The following is a 16,423-nucleotide window of genomic DNA, read 5'->3' as shown; positions in this document are numbered from 1 at the left end:
CGGGGTGATTGAGGCACTGGCGCCGCTGTTCATTGGCGACTTCTCCTCTTATCGGGACACCCTGGTGCTGCACGATGATCCACGGCCCTCGGTGCCGCTGCGCGAACTGCTCAGCGACGAGGGGCTGCCGGTGCTGCTGGCGCGCTTCGGCGAGTCGTACACCGGCGGCGACCGCCGTGCGCTGCTGTCGCAGTGGTCGAAGCACTATTTCGTGCGCCTGATCCCGCCAGTGGTGGCCGCCGCGCTGGTGCTGAACCGACGCCTGCCGCTAAACCTCGATGACATCCAGGTGGTGCTCGACGAGGAACACTTGCCACAGGCGTTCAAGCTGCGCGATGCGGGGCAGCCGTTCGCTCCGGGCGATCCGTTCGAGCGTTTTGCCCATCTCCAGCATGACCACTTGCAGCCCCTGATCCAGGCCTTCACCGCGCAGGTGAAGATCGCGCCCAAGGTGCTCTGGAGCAATGCCGGCAACTATTTCGAGTGGATTCTGACGGCGCTGGGCAAGGTACTGCCGGCGCCACTGCTGGCCGACGGTTTCAGCCTCCTGCAGGCGGCCCAGCAGCCTGACGGGCGACGTAACCCGCTGTATCAGCCGGTGCGTTATGTCGAGCTGCAGGGCGCTGCACTGCCGTGGCGGCAACGGCGAGTGTGCTGCATTCGTTATCTGCTGCCCGAACTGGAACTGTGCGAGAACTGCCCGCTGCTCGACGAGCCCCCGGCGCAGGCGTCCGCTTCGGCGTCCTGAGGCGTGCCGGTCAGTGCAGGTAGCTGATCGGCGAGCCGTCCACCGGATTGGCCATCACCCCCATGGGCACGCCGTAGATGCGCTCCAGGGTTTCGCCGTGCATCAGCTCGGCCGGGCTGCCCTGTGCCAGCAGGCGACCGCTGTGCAGGGCCAGCAGGTGGTCGCAGTAGCGCGCGGCCATGTTGATGTCGTGCAGCACCACCAGCACGCCGAGGCCCAGCTCGCGACTGAGGTCGTGAACCCGTGAGAGGACTTCCACCTGGTGGGCGATGTCCAGCGCCGAGGTGGGTTCGTCGAGCAGCAGGTAGCGGGTGTTCTGCGCCAGCAGCATGGCCAGCCAGACGCGCTGGCGCTCGCCGCCAGAGAGCTGGTCGACCAGGCGATCGGCAAACATGCCGGTGTCGGTCAGGTCCATGGCGCGCTCGATGTGCGCGCGGTCTTCGCTGCCCAGGCGGCCAAGGGCGCCGTGCCAGGGATACCGGCCGAAGCCCACCAGCTCGCGTACGCTCAGGCCTTCGGTCTGCGGCAGTTGCTGAGGCAGATAGGCCACCTGCCGAGCGAAGTCGCGCTGACCCCAGGCCTGCAGCGGTTTGCCGTCGAGCAGGATATGGCCGCCGCTGGGCGACTGCTGGCGGGCAAGCAGTTTGATCAGGGTGGACTTGCCTGAACCGTTGTGGCCGATCAGGCCGACCATGCGTCCGGCATCGATGTGCAGGTTCAGGGGATGCAGCAGGGTGCGTTCAGGAATGCTGAAACTGACGCTTTGCAATTCGAACATGAAGCCGTCCGCGGTGGGGTTGCGAAGGGCGTCAATCTAATTCAAACGCTAATCGTTATCAATTTTGTGGCGTCCTGTCGCGTCCCCGATCCGTAGGGTGCGCCGTGCGCACCACTTGGCGGATGGCGGGCTCGCCTGAGGGACGAGCCCTGGAGGTTCAGGCCTGACGCTGCTCTTCCGCCATGCACGCGGCAGCGGTGAACAGGGCGTCGGTGGAGGAGTTCAGCGCGGTTTCCGCCGAGTCCTGCACGATGCCGATGATGAAGCCGATGGCCACCACCTGCATGGCCACCTCGTTGGGGATGCCGAACAGGCTGCAGGCCAGCGGGATCAGCAGCAGCGAGCCGCCGGCCACGCCCGAGGCGCCGCAGGCGCTGATCGAGGCCAGCACGCTCAGCAGCAGGGCGGTGGGCAGGTCGACGGCGATGCCCAGGGTATGCACCGCGGCCATGGTCAGCACGGTGATGGTGATCGCCGCGCCGGCCATGTTGATGGTGGCGCCCAGCGGGATGGAGATCGAATAGGTTTCCTCATGCAGGCCCAGGCGCTGGCACAGCTGCAGGTTGACCGGGATGTTGGCGGCCGAGCTGCGGGTGAAGAAGGCGGTGATGCCGCTCTCGCGCAGGCAGGTCAGCACCAGCGGGTAGGGGTTGCGGCGCAGCTTCCAGTACACCAGCGCCGGGTTGATCACCAGGGCCACCAGCAGCATGCAGCCGACCAGCACCACCAGCAGGTGCAGGTAACCGAGCAGGGCATCGAAGCCGGACTCGGCCAGGGTCGCGGCGACCAGGCCGAAGATGCCCAGCGGCGCCAGGCGGATCACCAGCTTGACGATGGCGGTCACGCCGTTGGCCAGATCGCCCAGCAGCTGCTTGCTGCCGGGGCTGGCGTGGCGGAAGGCGAAGCCGAGGCCGATGGCCCAGGCCAGGATGCCGATGAAGTTGCCGCGCAGCAGGGCGTTGACCGGGTTGTCGACGATGTTCAGCAGCAGGGTCTTGAGCACCTCGCCGATGCCGCCGGGGGGCGTCAGTTCGGCGGCCTGGCTGCTCAGCACCAGCGACGACGGGAAGGCGAAGCTGGCAACCACCGCCACCAGCGCGGCGCTGAAGGTGCCGATCAGGTACATCAGCAGGATCGGGCGGATATGGGTCTGCTGGCCGTGCTGATGGTTGGCGATGGACGACATCACCAGGATGAACACCAGCACCGGCGCCACGGCCTTCAGGGCCGAGACGAACACGTTGCCGACGAAGCCGACCGACAGCGCCGCCTGTGGGGCGATCAGGGCAAGGGCGATACCGGCCAGCAGGCCGATGAAGATCTGCATCACCAGGCTGGTGCGGTTGAGCAGCTGCAGGGCAGGGTGGAGGGCTTGTGACATCAGTCGAGTCTCTGGTTGCGGGGCGCTTTACACGGCGTGCTGCGCTCTGGGCGAGAGGACTTCCGGCCAGCCCTGTCACAGGCTGGCGGAAAAAATAGCGCGCGACTCTAGCACAGTCGCCTGACGCATCGAGCCAGGCGCTGCCATCAGGGCGACAGGGTGCAAGCCGGTGTCGCATATCGGCAAGCGCGCCCTGCTTGAAATATCGAACATCCGGTGCGTATTTTGTACGTCTCGCCGCGCCGAAGCGGCTCTCGGGTCATACAAGGACAGCCTCACATGAGCACCGCCAGCCGCCATGCATTGGAAACCCTCCTGCGTGGCATCGATGAAATCGACTGCGTGACCCCTGACCTCAATGGCGTGCCGCGCGGCAAGGTGATGACCGCAGCGGGTTTTCTCGAGGGGCGCCGTTTGCAGCTGGCGCGCGGCGTGTTGCTGCAGTGCATCATGGGCGGCTATCCGCCGGCGCGTTTCTATGGCAGCGATGACGGTGATCTGGCGCTGGTCGCGGCGCCGGAGCAGATCCACCGTCTGCCCTGGAGCGAGCCGCCGCGCGCCCTGGCGATCTGCGACGCCGAGGAACTGGATGGCCGCAGCTCCGGCCTGTCCACTCGGGCGCTGCTCAAGCGCGTGCTGGCCCGTTATGCGCAGCACGGCTGGCAGCCGGTGGTGGCCACCGAACTGGAGTTCTTCGTGTTTGCGCCGAATGCCGATCCGCAGCAGCCGTTCCAGCCGCCGGTCGGCCTGGATCGCCGCCGCGAAGACGGCGGCTCGGCCTTCAGCGTCAGTTCGGGCAATGGCCTGCGGCCCTTCTTCGCCGAGGTCTATCGCTGCATGGCGGCGCTCGGCCTGCCACGCGACACCTTCATGCACGAGATGGGCGTCAGCCAGTTCGAGATCAATCTGCTGCACGGTGACGCGCTGCAGCTGGCCGATCAGACCTTTCTGTTCAAGCACCTGCTGAAAGAGGTGGGGCTCAAGCATGGCCTTGCCGTGGTGTGCATGGCCAAACCTCTGGCGCACACCCCGGGCAGCTCGATGCACATCCACCAGAGCGTGGTGGAGCAGGGCAGTGGTCGCAATATCTTCAGCGCCGAGGACGGCGAGGCGACGCCCGCCTTTCACCATTTCATCGGCGGCCAGCAGGCGGCGCTGGCGGACTTCACTCTGCTGTTCGCGCCGCACGTGAATTCCTATCAGCGTCTGTGCCATCCCTACGCATCGCCGAACAACGCCTGCTGGTCGGCTGACAATCGCGCCGCCGGCCTGCGTATTCCGGCCAGTGCACCTGCCGCACGACGGGTGGAGAACCGCCTGCCGGGCGCTGACGCCAACCCCTATCTGGCCCTGGCCGCCAGCCTGGCGGCAGGACTGCACGGACTGGAGCACGAGCTGCAGCCGAGCGCGCCGATCCAGGGTGAGTTCGAGGTGCCCGAGCAATTGACGCTACCCTGTACCATGCATGCCGCCATCGAGCGTCTGAAACGCAGCGAACTGGCGGTCGAACTGTTCGGTGCGGAGTTCATCGAAGGATATATCGCCAGCAAGACCATGGAGCTCACCAGCTTCTACGACGAAATCACCCCCTGGGAGCGTCGCGTGCTGGCCGCACAGGCCTGACACCATCGCGCCCGGTGCGAGCTACCCGCTCGCGCCGTGTACAAGGAGCTCTACCCGCACATGCGCCTTATCTGGAAGTCGTTCCGCTCGCTGTACTTCGCAACCTTGCTGATGCTGCTCGGCTCCGGCCTGCTCAGCACCTACCTGGCGCTGCGCCTGGCCGATACGGTGGACGGCCTGTGGGTCGGTGCGCTGATGGCGGCCAATTACTTCGGCCTGGTGCTGGGCGGCAAGCTCGGGCACCGGCTGATCGGTCGGGTCGGCCATATTCGTGCCTATGTCGCCTGCGCCGGGGTGGTTACCGCGGCGGTACTGGGGCATGGCCTGGTGGAGTGGCTGCCGTTCTGGTTGTTCCTGCGCATGCTGGTGGGCCTGGGCATGATGTGCCAGTACATGGTGATCGAGAGCTGGCTCAACGAGCAGGCCGAAGCGCGGCAGCGCGGCCTGGTGTTCAGCGGTTACATGGCGGCCTCCTACCTGGGGCTGATTCTCGGCCAGCTGACCCTGGTGGTGCATCCGACCCTGGGCCTGGAGCTGCTGATGCTGGTCGCCCTGTGCTTCGCCCTGTGTCTGGTGCCGGTGGCGCTGACCCGCCGACTGCATCCGGCGCCCCTGCACCCCGCGCCGCTGGAGCTGAGGTTCTTCCTTAGCCGGGTGCCGTTGTCGCTGACCACCATCGCCGTGGCCGGGTTGCTTATCGGTTCCTTCTACGGCTTGGCGCCGCTTTATGCCACCCGCATGGGCCTTTCCACCGAACAGGTCGGTCTGTTCATGGGCAGCTGCATTCTGGCGGGACTGCTGGTGCAGTGGCCGTTGGGTTGGCTATCGGATCGGCAGGACCGGGTGCGCCTGATTCGCGGTTGTGCGGTATTGCTGCTGCTGGCCGCGTTGCCCCTGGCGGTACTGCCGGAAGTCTTCCTCGGCTTGCTGATCGGTATCGGCTTTCTGGTCAGCCTGATGCAGTTCAGCCTGTATCCGCTGGCGGTGGCTCTGGCCAACGATCACGTCGAGCCGGAGCGGCGCGTGTCGTTGACCGCCATGTTGCTGGTGACCTTTGGCGTAGGAGCCTGTGTCGGGCCGCTGCTGGCAGGAGTGCTGATGCGCTTCTACGGCGCCAACATGCTCTACGTGTTCGTCTGCGTCTGTGCGCTGATCCTGGTGTGGCGCATCCGGCCCGAAGTGGTCACCCATCTGCATCAGGTAGAGGATGCGCCGCTGCACCACATGGCCATGCCGGGCAACGTCGCCAGCTCGCCTCTGGTGGCTGCGCTCGATCCCCGGGTGGATGAGCAGACGGTGCATGAGCAGATGCACGAGCCCGCCGCGGCTGCGGCCCAGGAGGATGCCGAGGCGCCGCGAGCAGGTCAGTAGGGGCTGTCAGAACAGGCCGTCGCTCTCCGTGCGGCGCGCCTCGCGCTGCAGCTGGTAGACGAAGCGTTCGACCTGGCGTTGCTCCAGGCCGTTGATGCGGTAGAAGCGGGTGCCGACGAAGGTCATGTCGATCTTCTCTTCGTACTGCACGTGGCGCAGTTCCACCGCGCAGGTCATCGCGCCGAAGGGCAGGTGAGCGGTGAGTCGTTCGTGCACCTGACCGTTGCTCAGCTGCTGGCTGAGGTTGCCGGGAAAGCGCAGCTTGCAGCCGGTGGCCGAAATATCCAGCAGATGACCTTGCAGCGGTTCGCGCAGCTTGTCGCCAGCCAGCACCACCTTGACCAAGTCGCTCTGCTTGAGCGGTGCGCGAAAGGCGCTGCGGCGCTGGTGATAGATCACTTCCGAGGGGAGCGGAGCCCAGTAGCACGGCGCGCCTTCGAACTCGCCCAGTTGCACGTCGTGCTCGCAGGTCCAGGCCACTCGCACGCCATCGCGGTAGGCCTCGACGTTGAAGGTTTCGCCCTGCTTGAAGAAGCGTTCGCCGTCGGTGGGGATGATTTCGTCCAGTGCCAATCGCGCACGGTCTTTATCGATTTCGACGAGGTAGCTTTGAAAACGCTGGCCACGATCCTTGAATTGGATAACGAGGGGATCATGGTTCTGTTGCAATTGACGCAAGGTGGCAATGATCTCGACGGATGTCTTGAGCACCTTGGGCGGCTGGGGGCCGCTCTCGTCGTTGAACGCGCTGGACACAGTTCGGAACTCTCCGAGTCATAGACTACAACGGCACTAGCATACTGGCTAAGTGCCTGCATGTCCCTGTGCTTTCTTGTTTTTGCGGCTGTTCTCAGGCCTGGCTGAGTGGCCTTTGCTGCGCGATTCTAGCGGCGCTGCCGCGGCTGTCATAGAGGCCGGGCGTCTCCCCGCCGCGCAGGATGCCGAGAACGCTGCCGACCGAAGCCTGGTTGGCGCGAATCAGACGGCCGTTACGCAGATTGGCCTCATGGCAACGCTGCAGCAGGTTGGACAGCTCCTCGCTACGGGCCAGCAGCTGCTCGCCCAGGGCAGAGCCCGCTGCCAGCGCCTTGAGGCCGTCTCGGTCGGCATTCAGGCCGGCGTTCTGCAGCACGCGGCTGCGCTCGCCAGCATGTTGCTGGAGCAGGGCGAGAAGGGGTTGTTTGTCGTTGAGCAGGCTTTCCAGACGCGGAAGATCGCGCTCGGTCAGGGCCTGGAATTCGGTGTCGATCAGCTCGAGCAACTGCTCGGCGGTGCCGATATCGGTGGTGAACAGGTCAAGCAGGGCTGTGTCGTGCATGGCGGGCTCTTGGGGGTCGGGCGTCCAACACCCCCAGCGCAGCCCGGAGACTAGCGCTGGGATTCGAAATCGAGCAGCTTCTGGGCGACGCGCTTGCTGTCGACCTGGTAGCTGCCGTCGGCGATGGCCTGCTTCAGCTGGGCCACGCGCTCTTTGTCGACGATCGGCTGGTCACGCAGCTTCTCGCCGATTTTCTGTAACTGCTGGGCCTCACGGCTCAGTTGCACGGATTCGCCGCTCTTGGCGGTGGTTTGTTCATCGCTACCGGTGACAGGCGCCTTGGTCGGCTGCGCCGCCTCGTTGCGATTGCCAGTCTGAGTGGCGCCGGTACGCCCCGCATTGGCGGGCGTATTGGCATTGTTCAGCCGGTTGAAGTCGATGACCATGATGCAAAACCTCGGACGATTGTTGGACGCTTGCCAAGCTTTTCGGCCCTTGCCGAGAAAACTTTAGGATTTTTTTCGCGCCACTGAATGCAGTGTAGGAGATCGCCAAGGCGATACGTTACAAGAAACATGCCTACATGGCGACTTCCACCTGACCGGGGCCCACTACTCGTGCGCGTATCACCCGTTGCGAACGCAGGTTGCGCACATTGATCTGCTGGCCGGGAGCCCCTTCGGTCAGGGCTTCGCCGGGCATACGTACGTTGACCGTGCCGCCGCTGGCGCTGATCACCACCTGGTCGCCGCGGCGAACCACCTCTGCGACCTGCAGGTGGGCGGGGGTGATGATCTGGTCGCTATTCAGCTGTCGCGTCAATTTCTTGCCTATGGCCTGCGTCGGATCCGTCAGGTAGCCCTGGGCAAGCTGGCCCACGTCACGCTCGACCATGCTCAGATCGGAGGCTTTGACTACGCTCAGGCGCTTGAGCGGGCGGGTCAGCACCGCTACCTGGCGATACAGGCGCACTTCTGCCGGCACGAACACCGTCCAGGGAGCGCTGCCGTTGCAGCGCACGCGCGTGGTCACCCGGCCCAGGGGCTGCGCCGGGCTTTCCAGCGTGGTGGTCAGCGGCTCGTCGCACAGGGCCAGACGCAGCCGCGGGTCGAGTCGGTTCACGCGAATCTCATGGCGGCCCTGGATTTCGCTACGCTGTAGATAATCGACGACCGCCTCCTCAAGAAAGGACTCGGTGGCGCCGATAAGTTCGTCAGTACTGGTGAAAGTCGCCGCCGCCGTACCGCTGTAGCCGAGCATCGGCAAAGCGAGTAAAACGGACAAAGGGGCAAGGCACTTTGCCAGTATCTGACGGAATGATGACGTTCTTGGCTTCATGACTAATACAAAGCAAGCCCCGTGCCGCCTGCTAAGCTGCTACGGGTAGGCGCTACCAGAAGATAAGGAGTCCGGGCATGGCCGGGTTGATGGATTCGGTTAACCAGCGCACCCAGCTGGTGGGACAGAACCGCTTGGAGTTGCTGCTATTTCGCCTGGAAGGCCCACAGCTTTACGGCATCAACGTATTCAAGGTGAAGGAGGTGCTGCAGTGCCCCAACCTCACCATCATGCCGAAATCCAGTCCGGTGGTACGCGGCGTGGCCAATATCCGTGGCGGCACCATTCCGATTCTCGATCTGTCCATCGCCACCGGGCGGGCGGCGCTGGAGGACCTCAAGACCAGCTTCGTCATCATCACTGAGTACAACACCAAGGTTCAGGGCTTTCTGGTGCGTTCCGTGGAGCGCATCGTCAACATGAACTGGGAAGAGATCCATCCGCCACCCAAGGGCACCGGCCGTGATCACTACCTGACTGCGGTGACGCGGCTCGATCAGCAACTGGTCGAGATCATCGACGTGGAGAAGATCCTTGCCGAGGTGGCGCCCACCTCCGAGGTGATCTCCGCCGGTGTGATCGACGACCAGGTGCAGAGCCAGGCGGTGACCAAGCATGTGCTGATCGTCGACGACTCGTCGGTGGCACGTAAGCAGGTGTCTCGTTGTCTGCAGACTGTGGGGGTGGAAGTCACTGCATTGAACGACGGTCGTGAAGCGCTCAACTACCTCAAGAAGATGGCCGATGAAGGGCGCGACCCCGACAAGGAACTGCTCATGCTGATTTCCGACATCGAAATGCCGGAAATGGATGGCTACACCCTGACTACGGAGATTCGCAGCGATTCGCGCATGCAGAAGCTGCATATCCTCCTGCATACTTCGCTCTCGGGGGTATTCAACCAGGCGATGGTGAAGAAGGTCGGTGCCGATGACTTTCTCGCCAAGTTCAAGCCGGATGACTTGGCGGCGCGCGTGGTTGATCGCATTCGTGTGGTGGATGGGGGCTGAGGGGCGTGACCTTTGGCAAACGTTATGGTTGGTGAGGCTGCATTAGTGTCTTCAGGTAATTTGGATTTCGAGCAGTTCCGGACTTTCCTGGAAAAGGCCTGCGGTATTCTGCTTGGCAGCAATAAGCAGTACCTGGTCTCCAGCCGGCTGAACAAGCTGATGGAACAGAACGGCATCAAGACCCTGGGAGAGTTGGTGCAGCGTATGCAAAGCCAGCCGCGCGGGGGCTTGCGCGAGCAGGTCGTGGACGCCATGACCACCAACGAGACCCTGTGGTTTCGTGACACCTATCCGTTCGAAGTGCTGAAGAACCGCGTGCTGCCGGAGCTGATCAAGGCCTACCCGTCGCAGCGCTTGCGCATCTGGTCCGCCGCCTGTTCCTCCGGGCAGGAGCCTTACTCCCTGTCGATGTCCATCGACGAGTTCGAGCGCACCAACCTCGGCCAGCTCAAGGCCGGGGTGCAGATCGTTGCTACCGATCTGTCGCCCTCGATGCTGAGTAACTGCAAATCCGGTGAATACGACAGCCTGGCCATGGGCCGAGGCCTGTCGCAGGAGCGCCTGCAGCGCTACTTCGACCCCAAGGGCCCGGGGCGTTGGCAGGTCAAGGCGCCGATCAAGAGTCGGGTGGAATTCCGGCCGCTCAACCTGCTGGACAGCTACGCGGCCCTGGGCAAGTTCGACATCGTGTTCTGCCGCAACGTGCTTATCTACTTCTCTGCCGAGGTGAAGAAGGACATCCTCACGCGCATCCACGCCACCCTCAAGCCGGGCGGGTATCTGTTTCTCGGGGCATCCGAGGCGCTCAATGGCCTGCCCGAGAAGTACCAGATGGTGCAGTGCAGCCCAGGGATCATCTACAAGGCCAAATAGCGGCACGTGCCATGATCGGCGACAAGCGGGAGGCCTCAGGGTCTCCCGTTTTCGTTTGCGTTGCGCCGGATAGGGTGTGCCGTGCGCACCAATGGTTATGCGATTTCCGCTGGTGCGCGCGGCGCACCCTACGGGCGGCAAGGCGGCAAAGTGGCGTTGCCGCTCGTGGGGGGAAAGCGGAAAGCGCTTGCCGCTTGCCGCTCGGTTGGCAATTGATTTATTCGTAAGTCGTTGAAAATAAAGAATAAATTAAATTGGCACAGCCTTTGCTGAATGTCTGGCAGGAAAGACCAGACAGCCCAAGCGGCAAAGGTTGCAGAACATGAGCATCAACTTCGGCAAGGCCCTAGGTATCCACGAACAGGCACTCGGCTTTCGTGCGCAGCGCGCCGAGGTGTTGGCCAACAACATCGCCAACGCCGATACGCCCAATTACAAGGCGCGTGACCTGGATTTCGCCAGCGTGCTGGCCGAGCAGAATGCCAAGCAGCAGCGCGGCAACGTCGCCCTGGCACGTACCGATGGCCGCCACATTGCCGCCGAGGGCGTTGCCATGGGGCAGGCCGAGCTGCCTTACCGCACGCCGTTCCACGCTTCGCTGGATCAGAACACGGTCGATCTGCAGATCGAGCAAGCCAATTACGCCGAGAACTCGGTGCACTTCCAGGCGAGCTTCACCTTTCTCAACAGCAAGTTCAAAGGGCTGACCAACGCCCTGCGCGGCGAATAAGGAGCGCGATCATGTCTCTAGCCAGTGTTTTCAACATCGCCGGAACCGGCATGAGCGCCCAGAGCACTCGCCTGAACACCATTTCCAGCAACATCGCCAACGCCGAGACCGTTTCCTCGAGCATCGATCAGACCTACCGCGCCCGTCATCCGGTGTTCGCCACCGTGTTCCAGCAGGCGCAAGGCGGCGACCGCGGTTCGCTGTTCGCCGAGCAGGACGAAGCCGGGCGTGGCGTCCAGGTGCTCGGCGTGGTCGAGGATCAGAGCAGCCTGATGCCGCGTTACGAGCCGGATCATCCGATGGCCAATGCCGACGGCTACGTCTACTACCCGAACGTCAACGTGGTCGAGGAAATGGCCGACATGATTTCCGCCAGTCGCGCCTTCCAGACCAACGTGGAAATGATGAATACCGCCAAACAGATGCTGCAGCGCGTGCTGACCCTGGGTCAGTAATGCTTTGAAGGGAGACAGGTGATGAGCACGGTAAGCGGCACGAGTTCGGTACTCGATCAGTACGAGATGAAACAGAACACCCGGCAGAACAAGGACCTCGGCAAGAACGAGTTCCTCAACCTGCTGGTGGCGCAGTTGAACAACCAGAACCCGCTGGAGCCCCAGGGCAACGGCGAGTTCATCGCCCAGCTGGCGCAGTTCAGCAGCCTGGAAGGGATCGAGAAGCTCAACAAAAGCATGGAGTCGATGCTTTCCTCCTATCAGTCGTCGCAGGCGTTGCAGGCCTCTTCGCTGGTGGGGCGCAAGGTGATCGTGCCGACCGAGAGGGCGGTGGTCGATACCAGCGAGAGCTTCAAGGCCAGCGCCGTGCTGCCGGTGAGCAGCGGCAACGTTTATGTGAACGTCTATGACAGCGCCGGCTCGGTGGTGACGCGTATCAACCTGGGCGAGCAGGCCGCCGGCAACGTCAGCTTCATCTGGGACGGCAAGGACTCCAGCGGCAATCTGATGCCGCCGGGCACCTACAAGTTCGAGGCTCAGGCCACCTACGGTACCGAGACCAAAGCGCTTTACACCCTGTTGCCGGCCAACGTCGACAGCGTCACGTTGGGTGGCAGCGAATTGATGCTCAACCTGGCGGGGCTGGGCAGTGTTCCGCTTTCGCAAGTGCAAGTCATCGGCCAATAACTATTGCCGCCGGCAGTTCCGGCAAAGGAGTTTTCCATGTCGTTCAATATTGGTCTCAGTGGTCTGCGCGCCGCCACCAAGGATCTCAATGTCACCGGCAACAACATCGCCAACGCCGGTACTGCAGGTTTCAAACAGTCGCGTGCCGAGTTCGCCGATGTCTATGCCGCGTCCGTGCTGGGCACGGGTTCCAACCCGCAGGGCAGCGGTGTGCTGCTGGGCGACATTTCGCAACTGTTCAACCAGGGCAACATCAACTACACGCAGAACGCGCTGGACCTGGCGATCAACGGCAACGGCTTCTTCGTCACCAGCAACAACGGCGAGATCAGCTACACCCGTGCCGGCTACTTCGGTACCGACCGCGAAGGCTTCATGGTGAACAACTTCGGTTATCGCCTGCAGGGCTATACGGTCGATGCCAATGGCAACCTGCAGAACGGTGTGGTCAGCGACCTGCGCATCCAGACCGCGAACCAGGAGCCGCGCGCCACCGCCAACCTGGCCCAGACCTTCAACCTCAACTCCAACAACGTGGTGCCGACTACCGTACCGTTCGATCCGACCGATCCGACTTCGTACAATTCGTCGACCTCGACCAACATCTATGACACGCAGGGCAACTCCCACGTGTTCACCCAGTACTTCGTCAAGACCGGGCCCAACACCTGGACCATGAACGTGCTGATCGATGGGCGAAACCCGGATGATCCGACGCTGACGACTCCTTCGAGTGTCGATCTGCAGTTCACCACTGCCGGTCAGCTGGATATCCCGGCGTTGGTTGGCTCCACCCCCACCGGCTTCACCGTGGCCGCTGACGGCACCATCAGCCTGAGCACCTGGGTACCGGCCGCGCCGGACAACTCGGTACCGCCGGTATGGAGCCCGAACGGGGCCGCGGCCAACGCGGCCGGGATCACCATCGATGTGCGCCAGTCCACCCAGTTCGCCAGCTCCTTCGCGGTCAACCGGGTCAGTCAGGATGGCTATACCACTGGCCAGCTGGCGGGGCTGGAAATCGACGATACCGGGGTGATCTTCGCGCGCTACACCAATGGCCAGTCCAAGGTGCAGGGCCAGGTGGTGCTGGCCAACTTCGCCAACGTGCAGGGTCTCACTCCGGTGGGCAAGACCGCCTGGGTGCAGTCCTTCCAGTCCGGCGAGCCGGTAGTCGGCACACCTCGCGCCGGTACCCTGGGTGCGCTGCAGGCCGGTGCTCTGGAGGACTCCAACGTCGAGCTTTCCGATCAGCTGGTGAACCTGATCGTGGCCCAGCGCAACTACCAGGCCAACGCCAAGACCATCGAAACCGAAAGCGCCATCACCCAGACCATCATCAACCTGCGTTGATGAGGGCACGCTGCACATCCTGCGCGCTGCGGATGTGAGGCGGGTTCGCCGACGGCGGCAAAGCGGCAAGCCAGGCTTGCCGCTTTGCCGTTGCGGAGCCGGCAAAACCTCGCCGCCAGGGTCTCCGCTGTTTTCTCGATTTAATAAAAAGCACTTTTAAATCAGTAGCTTGTAGTGATTTTTAGAGGCTGGCACGGCGCTTGCTGTATTGCTTGCAAAGAGCCAAGGGCCCGTCGCCCACTCGGAGAATCACCATGGACAAGATGCTGTACGTCTCCATGACCGGAGCGCAGAACAACACACTCGCTCTGCGTGCGCATGCCAACAACCTGGCCAACGTTTCCACCTCGGGCTTTCGCCGCGACTTCGAGCAGGCGCGTTCCATGCCGCTGTTCGGCGAAAGCTATCCGGCGCGGGTATTTGCCATGAGCGAGCGGCCGGGCACCGATTTTCGTGCCGGTTCGCTGCAGGAAACCGGCCGCGATCTGGACGTTGCCATCGGCGGCAAAGGTTGGATCGCGGTGCAGGCGCCCGACGGCAGCGAAGCCTATGTGCGTACCGCCAGCCTGAACATCGATGCGCTCGGCGTGCTGCGCACCGGCAATGGCTTGCCGGTCATGGGCAATGCCGGGCCGATTGCCGTGCCGCCGGAGCAGAAGGTGGAGATCGGCCAGGACGGCACCATCAGCATTCGCGCCCTGGGTGAGAACCCCAACGTGCTGGCCGAGGTGGACCGCATCAAGCTGGTCAACCCGGATCCGAAGAGCCTGGAGAAGGGCGCCGACGGCCTGATCCGGGTCAAGGGCCAGCCCGAGGTGGAGGCCGATGCCACGGTGCAGGTGACTTCGGGCTTCCTCGAGGCGAGCAACGTCAACGCCGTGGAAGAAATGACCGCCATCCTTTCCCTGTCCCGCCAGTTCGAGCTGTCGGTAAAGATGATGCGCACCGCCGAAGACAACGCCTCGGCCATGGCGCGGGTTTTGCAAATTAGCTAATTACCAGCACGCGGCGCCGTAAAACCGGCACCCGAGGAGAATCGATATGCTTCCGGCACTGTGGGTCAGCAAGACCGGTCTGTCCGCCCAGGACATGAACCTGACCACCATTTCCAACAACCTGGCCAACGTCGCGACCACCGGCTTCAAGCGCGATCGCGCTGAGTTCGAGGATCTGCTGTATCAGATCCGTCGCCAGCCGGGTGGCCAGTCCAGCCAGGACAGCGAACTGCCGTCCGGCCTGCAGCTGGGTACCGGTGTACGCGTGGTCGGCACGCAGAAGATCTTCACCGCCGGCAGTCTGCAGACCACCGAGCAGCCGCTGGACATGGCGATCAATGGCCGCGGCTTCTTCCAGATCCTGCAGCCGGACGGCACCGTCTCCTATACCCGCGACGGCAGCTTCCACCTCAACTCCGACGGCCAGATCGTGACCTCCCAGGGGTTCGCCCTGGAGCCGGCCATCGTGCTGCCGAACGAGGTGCGCACCTTCACCGTCGGCGAGGACGGCACCGTCTCGGTGACCACCGCTGGCAATCCGCAGCCGCAGATCATCGGCAACATCCAGCTGGCCGACTTCGTCAACCCGGCCGGCCTTGAAGCCATCGGCAACAACCTGTTCCTGGAGACCGGTTCCAGCGGCGCGCCGCAGGTGGGCAACCCGGGCCTCAATGGCCTCGGCACCACCCTGCAGAACACCCTGGAAAACTCCAACGTCAGCGTGGTGGAAGAACTGGTGAACATGATCACCACCCAACGCGCCTATGAAATGAACTCCAAGGTGATTTCCACCGCCGATCAGATGCTGTCCTTCGTGACGCAGAACCTCTGATCCTTTTGACTCTGTTGTGAACGCCGCGAGGTAGTGGTTATGAACCGGCAAGTTTTCTGTTTCCCCCTGTTGGCTGGCCTGCTGCTCAGCACTGGCTGCGTGGCGCCGACAGCCAAGCCGGACGACCCTTATTACGCGCCGGTGCTGCCGCGCACGCCGCTGCCGGCTGCGCAGAACAACGGCTCGATCTACCAGGCCGGCTTCGAGAATGGTCTGTACGACGACCGCAAGGCGTTCCGTGTCGGTGACATCATCACCATCACCCTCAACGAGCGTACCCAGGCCAGCAAGAACGCCAACAGCAACATCCAGAAGGACAGTTCGGGTGCCATCGGCGCGCCCAACCTGTTCGGCATGGCGGTAACGCCGGACAACCCGCTGCGCAGCCTCGGCGCGCTGGGCATGAACAACCCCAACCTGAGCCTGGAGGCCAACTGGAACGCTCAGCGCGAAGCCAGCGGTTCCGGCCAGGCGGGGCAGAGCAACAGCTTGTCCGGTTCGATCACCGTCACCGTCGCCGAGGTATTGCCCAACGGCATCCTCGCCGTGCGCGGCGAGAAGTGGATGACCCTCAATACCGGCGACGAGCTGGTGCGTATTTCCGGGCTGGTGCGTGCTGATGACATTTCCACCGACAACACCGTGGCGTCCACCCGGGTGGCCGATGCGCGCATCACCTATTCCGGCACCGGTGCCTTCGCCGATGCCAGCCAGCCGGGTTGGTTGAGCCGCTTCTTCCTCAGCCCCATGTGGCCGTTCTGAGTGAGGGTGCATCGATGAAATCCTGGCTGGCTCAGACCCCCGCTTCGGCGGCCAATCTCCTGGCGCAGTGCTACTCGCGTATCGTCGCCGGTCACTCCGTGCGCGATGCCTTCGCGCCGGCTCCGACTCGCCCGCGGCAGCAGGCCTTGCGCCCGCTGCGCAAGGCGCAGTCGGAGCAGAGCGTGTCCTGCCGCCGGCAGTTCGCTGCCGCTCATCGCGGTTATCGTCG

18 protein-coding genes are annotated in these 16,423 nt (G+C 63.5%); 12 read left to right on the top strand and 6 right to left on the bottom strand.

What is annotated here, in order from left to right; genetic code table 11:
- Nucleotides 1-4: 4 nt before the first annotated feature.
- Nucleotides 5-748, top strand: coding sequence for a siderophore-iron reductase FhuF (gene fhuF, locus L1F06_RS15215; RefSeq protein WP_129482170.1), 744 nt, complete (start codon nucleotides 5-7; stop codon nucleotides 746-748).
- Between the two features lie 10 nt (nucleotides 749-758).
- Here the strand turns inward: fhuF and L1F06_RS15210 are convergent, their stop codons facing one another.
- Together L1F06_RS15210 and sstT are read right to left on the bottom strand one after the other, a co-directional pair.
- Nucleotides 759-1,526: an ATP-binding cassette domain-containing protein gene (locus L1F06_RS15210; RefSeq protein WP_096826193.1), complete on the bottom strand. Its 768-nt coding sequence runs from the start codon at nucleotides 1,524-1,526 to the stop codon at nucleotides 759-761.
- 157 nt (nucleotides 1,527-1,683) lie between these two features.
- On the bottom strand, nucleotides 1,684-2,907 hold the full coding sequence (sstT, locus tag L1F06_RS15205; RefSeq protein ID WP_012019048.1) for a serine/threonine transporter SstT: 1,224 nt from the start codon (nucleotides 2,905-2,907) through the stop codon (nucleotides 1,684-1,686).
- A gap of 279 nt (nucleotides 2,908-3,186) precedes the next feature.
- Here sstT and L1F06_RS15200 point away from each other — a divergent pair, with 279 nt between their 5' ends.
- Nucleotides 3,187-4,530: a glutamine synthetase family protein gene (locus L1F06_RS15200; protein WP_129482171.1), complete on the top strand. Its 1,344-nt coding sequence runs from the start codon at nucleotides 3,187-3,189 to the stop codon at nucleotides 4,528-4,530.
- A gap of 60 nt (nucleotides 4,531-4,590) precedes the next feature.
- A complete protein-coding gene (locus tag L1F06_RS15195) occupies nucleotides 4,591-5,901 on the top strand; it encodes an MFS transporter (RefSeq protein ID WP_129482172.1) in 1,311 nt (436 codons plus the stop codon).
- A gap of 6 nt (nucleotides 5,902-5,907) precedes the next feature.
- Here L1F06_RS15195 and L1F06_RS15190 read toward each other — a convergent pair whose 3' ends face one another.
- The 4 genes from L1F06_RS15190 to flgA all read right to left on the bottom strand — a co-directional run bounded on the left by L1F06_RS15190 (nucleotide 5,908) and on the right by flgA (nucleotide 8,497).
- Nucleotides 5,908-6,657, bottom strand: a complete 750-nt coding sequence (locus L1F06_RS15190) for a flagellar brake protein (protein WP_012019046.1) — start codon at nucleotides 6,655-6,657, stop codon at nucleotides 5,908-5,910.
- Between the two features lie 94 nt (nucleotides 6,658-6,751).
- The gene (locus L1F06_RS15185) at nucleotides 6,752-7,219 is read right to left on the bottom strand and encodes a flagella synthesis protein FlgN (RefSeq protein WP_129482173.1); all 468 of its coding nucleotides are present in this window, start codon (nucleotides 7,217-7,219) and stop codon (nucleotides 6,752-6,754) included.
- 50 nt (nucleotides 7,220-7,269) lie between these two features.
- A complete protein-coding gene (gene flgM, locus L1F06_RS15180) occupies nucleotides 7,270-7,605 on the bottom strand; it encodes a flagellar biosynthesis anti-sigma factor FlgM (protein ID WP_003247058.1) in 336 nt (111 codons plus the stop codon).
- Nucleotides 7,606-7,738: 133 nt separating this feature from the next.
- Nucleotides 7,739-8,497, bottom strand: coding sequence for a flagellar basal body P-ring formation chaperone FlgA (gene flgA / locus L1F06_RS15175; protein ID WP_129482174.1), 759 nt, complete (start codon nucleotides 8,495-8,497; stop codon nucleotides 7,739-7,741).
- Between the two features lie 77 nt (nucleotides 8,498-8,574).
- Between flgA and L1F06_RS15170 the strand changes: the two genes are divergently transcribed.
- The 9 genes from L1F06_RS15170 to flgH all read left to right on the top strand — a co-directional run bounded on the left by L1F06_RS15170 (nucleotide 8,575) and on the right by flgH (nucleotide 16,194).
- Entirely contained in the window at nucleotides 8,575-9,507 is a 933-nt protein-coding gene (locus L1F06_RS15170; RefSeq protein ID WP_003247060.1) for a chemotaxis protein CheV, read from the top strand.
- Between the two features lie 45 nt (nucleotides 9,508-9,552).
- Nucleotides 9,553-10,380, top strand: a complete 828-nt coding sequence (gene cheR / locus L1F06_RS15165) for a protein-glutamate O-methyltransferase CheR (protein WP_041772905.1) — start codon at nucleotides 9,553-9,555, stop codon at nucleotides 10,378-10,380.
- 322 nt (nucleotides 10,381-10,702) lie between these two features.
- On the top strand, nucleotides 10,703-11,110 hold the full coding sequence (flgB, locus tag L1F06_RS15160; RefSeq protein ID WP_003247062.1) for a flagellar basal body rod protein FlgB: 408 nt from the start codon (nucleotides 10,703-10,705) through the stop codon (nucleotides 11,108-11,110).
- 11 nt (nucleotides 11,111-11,121) lie between these two features.
- The gene (gene flgC, locus L1F06_RS15155; RefSeq protein WP_003247063.1) at nucleotides 11,122-11,565 is read left to right on the top strand and encodes a flagellar basal body rod protein FlgC; all 444 of its coding nucleotides are present in this window, start codon (nucleotides 11,122-11,124) and stop codon (nucleotides 11,563-11,565) included.
- A gap of 21 nt (nucleotides 11,566-11,586) precedes the next feature.
- Nucleotides 11,587-12,252 (top strand): flagellar hook assembly protein FlgD, encoded by a 666-nt coding sequence (gene flgD, locus L1F06_RS15150; RefSeq protein ID WP_012019041.1) that lies wholly within the window; start codon nucleotides 11,587-11,589, stop codon nucleotides 12,250-12,252.
- Between the two features lie 36 nt (nucleotides 12,253-12,288).
- A complete protein-coding gene (gene flgE / locus L1F06_RS15145) occupies nucleotides 12,289-13,605 on the top strand; it encodes a flagellar hook protein FlgE (RefSeq protein WP_012019040.1) in 1,317 nt (438 codons plus the stop codon).
- A gap of 254 nt (nucleotides 13,606-13,859) precedes the next feature.
- Complete coding sequence (locus tag L1F06_RS15140; RefSeq protein WP_129482175.1) at nucleotides 13,860-14,600, top strand: flagellar basal body rod protein FlgF; 741 nt, start codon at nucleotides 13,860-13,862, stop codon at nucleotides 14,598-14,600.
- A gap of 46 nt (nucleotides 14,601-14,646) precedes the next feature.
- Complete coding sequence (flgG, locus tag L1F06_RS15135; protein WP_003247067.1) at nucleotides 14,647-15,432, top strand: flagellar basal-body rod protein FlgG; 786 nt, start codon at nucleotides 14,647-14,649, stop codon at nucleotides 15,430-15,432.
- Between the two features lie 39 nt (nucleotides 15,433-15,471).
- On the top strand, nucleotides 15,472-16,194 hold the full coding sequence (flgH, locus tag L1F06_RS15130) for a flagellar basal body L-ring protein FlgH (protein ID WP_003247068.1): 723 nt from the start codon (nucleotides 15,472-15,474) through the stop codon (nucleotides 16,192-16,194).
- The last annotated feature ends 229 nt before the right edge of the window (nucleotides 16,195-16,423 follow it).

Source organism: Pseudomonas hydrolytica (assembly GCF_021495345.1).
In the GTDB taxonomy this organism is placed as follows: domain Bacteria; phylum Pseudomonadota; class Gammaproteobacteria; order Pseudomonadales; family Pseudomonadaceae; genus Aquipseudomonas; species Aquipseudomonas hydrolytica.
The sequence above is the reverse complement of the archived record's forward strand: the minus strand, read 5'-3'. Positions and strand labels throughout refer to the sequence as shown.

Bases quoted from the DNA above. Each gene is read 5' to 3' on its own strand.
- flgH (WP_003247068.1), top strand. From the start codon at position 15,472: ATGAACCGGCAAGTTTTCTGTTTCCCCCTGTTGGCTGGCCTGCTGCTC.
- L1F06_RS15195 (WP_129482172.1), top strand. From the start codon at position 4,591: ATGCGCCTTATCTGGAAGTCGTTCCGCTCGCTGTACTTCGCAACCTTG.
- sstT (WP_012019048.1), bottom strand. From the start codon at position 2,907: ATGTCACAAGCCCTCCACCCTGCCCTGCAGCTGCTCAACCGCACCAGC.
- L1F06_RS15170 (WP_003247060.1), top strand. From the start codon at position 8,575: ATGGCCGGGTTGATGGATTCGGTTAACCAGCGCACCCAGCTGGTGGGA.
- L1F06_RS15140 (WP_129482175.1), top strand. From the start codon at position 13,860: ATGGACAAGATGCTGTACGTCTCCATGACCGGAGCGCAGAACAACACA.
- L1F06_RS15185 (WP_129482173.1), bottom strand. From the start codon at position 7,219: ATGCACGACACAGCCCTGCTTGACCTGTTCACCACCGATATCGGCACC.
- L1F06_RS15210 (WP_096826193.1), bottom strand. From the start codon at position 1,526: ATGTTCGAATTGCAAAGCGTCAGTTTCAGCATTCCTGAACGCACCCTG.
- L1F06_RS15200 (WP_129482171.1), top strand. From the start codon at position 3,187: ATGAGCACCGCCAGCCGCCATGCATTGGAAACCCTCCTGCGTGGCATC.
- flgB (WP_003247062.1), top strand. From the start codon at position 10,703: ATGAGCATCAACTTCGGCAAGGCCCTAGGTATCCACGAACAGGCACTC.
- flgA (WP_129482174.1), bottom strand. From the start codon at position 8,497: ATGAAGCCAAGAACGTCATCATTCCGTCAGATACTGGCAAAGTGCCTT.
- flgG (WP_003247067.1), top strand. From the start codon at position 14,647: ATGCTTCCGGCACTGTGGGTCAGCAAGACCGGTCTGTCCGCCCAGGAC.
- flgD (WP_012019041.1), top strand. From the start codon at position 11,587: ATGAGCACGGTAAGCGGCACGAGTTCGGTACTCGATCAGTACGAGATG.
- flgE (WP_012019040.1), top strand. From the start codon at position 12,289: ATGTCGTTCAATATTGGTCTCAGTGGTCTGCGCGCCGCCACCAAGGAT.
- flgC (WP_003247063.1), top strand. From the start codon at position 11,122: ATGTCTCTAGCCAGTGTTTTCAACATCGCCGGAACCGGCATGAGCGCC.
- flgM (WP_003247058.1), bottom strand. From the start codon at position 7,605: ATGGTCATCGACTTCAACCGGCTGAACAATGCCAATACGCCCGCCAAT.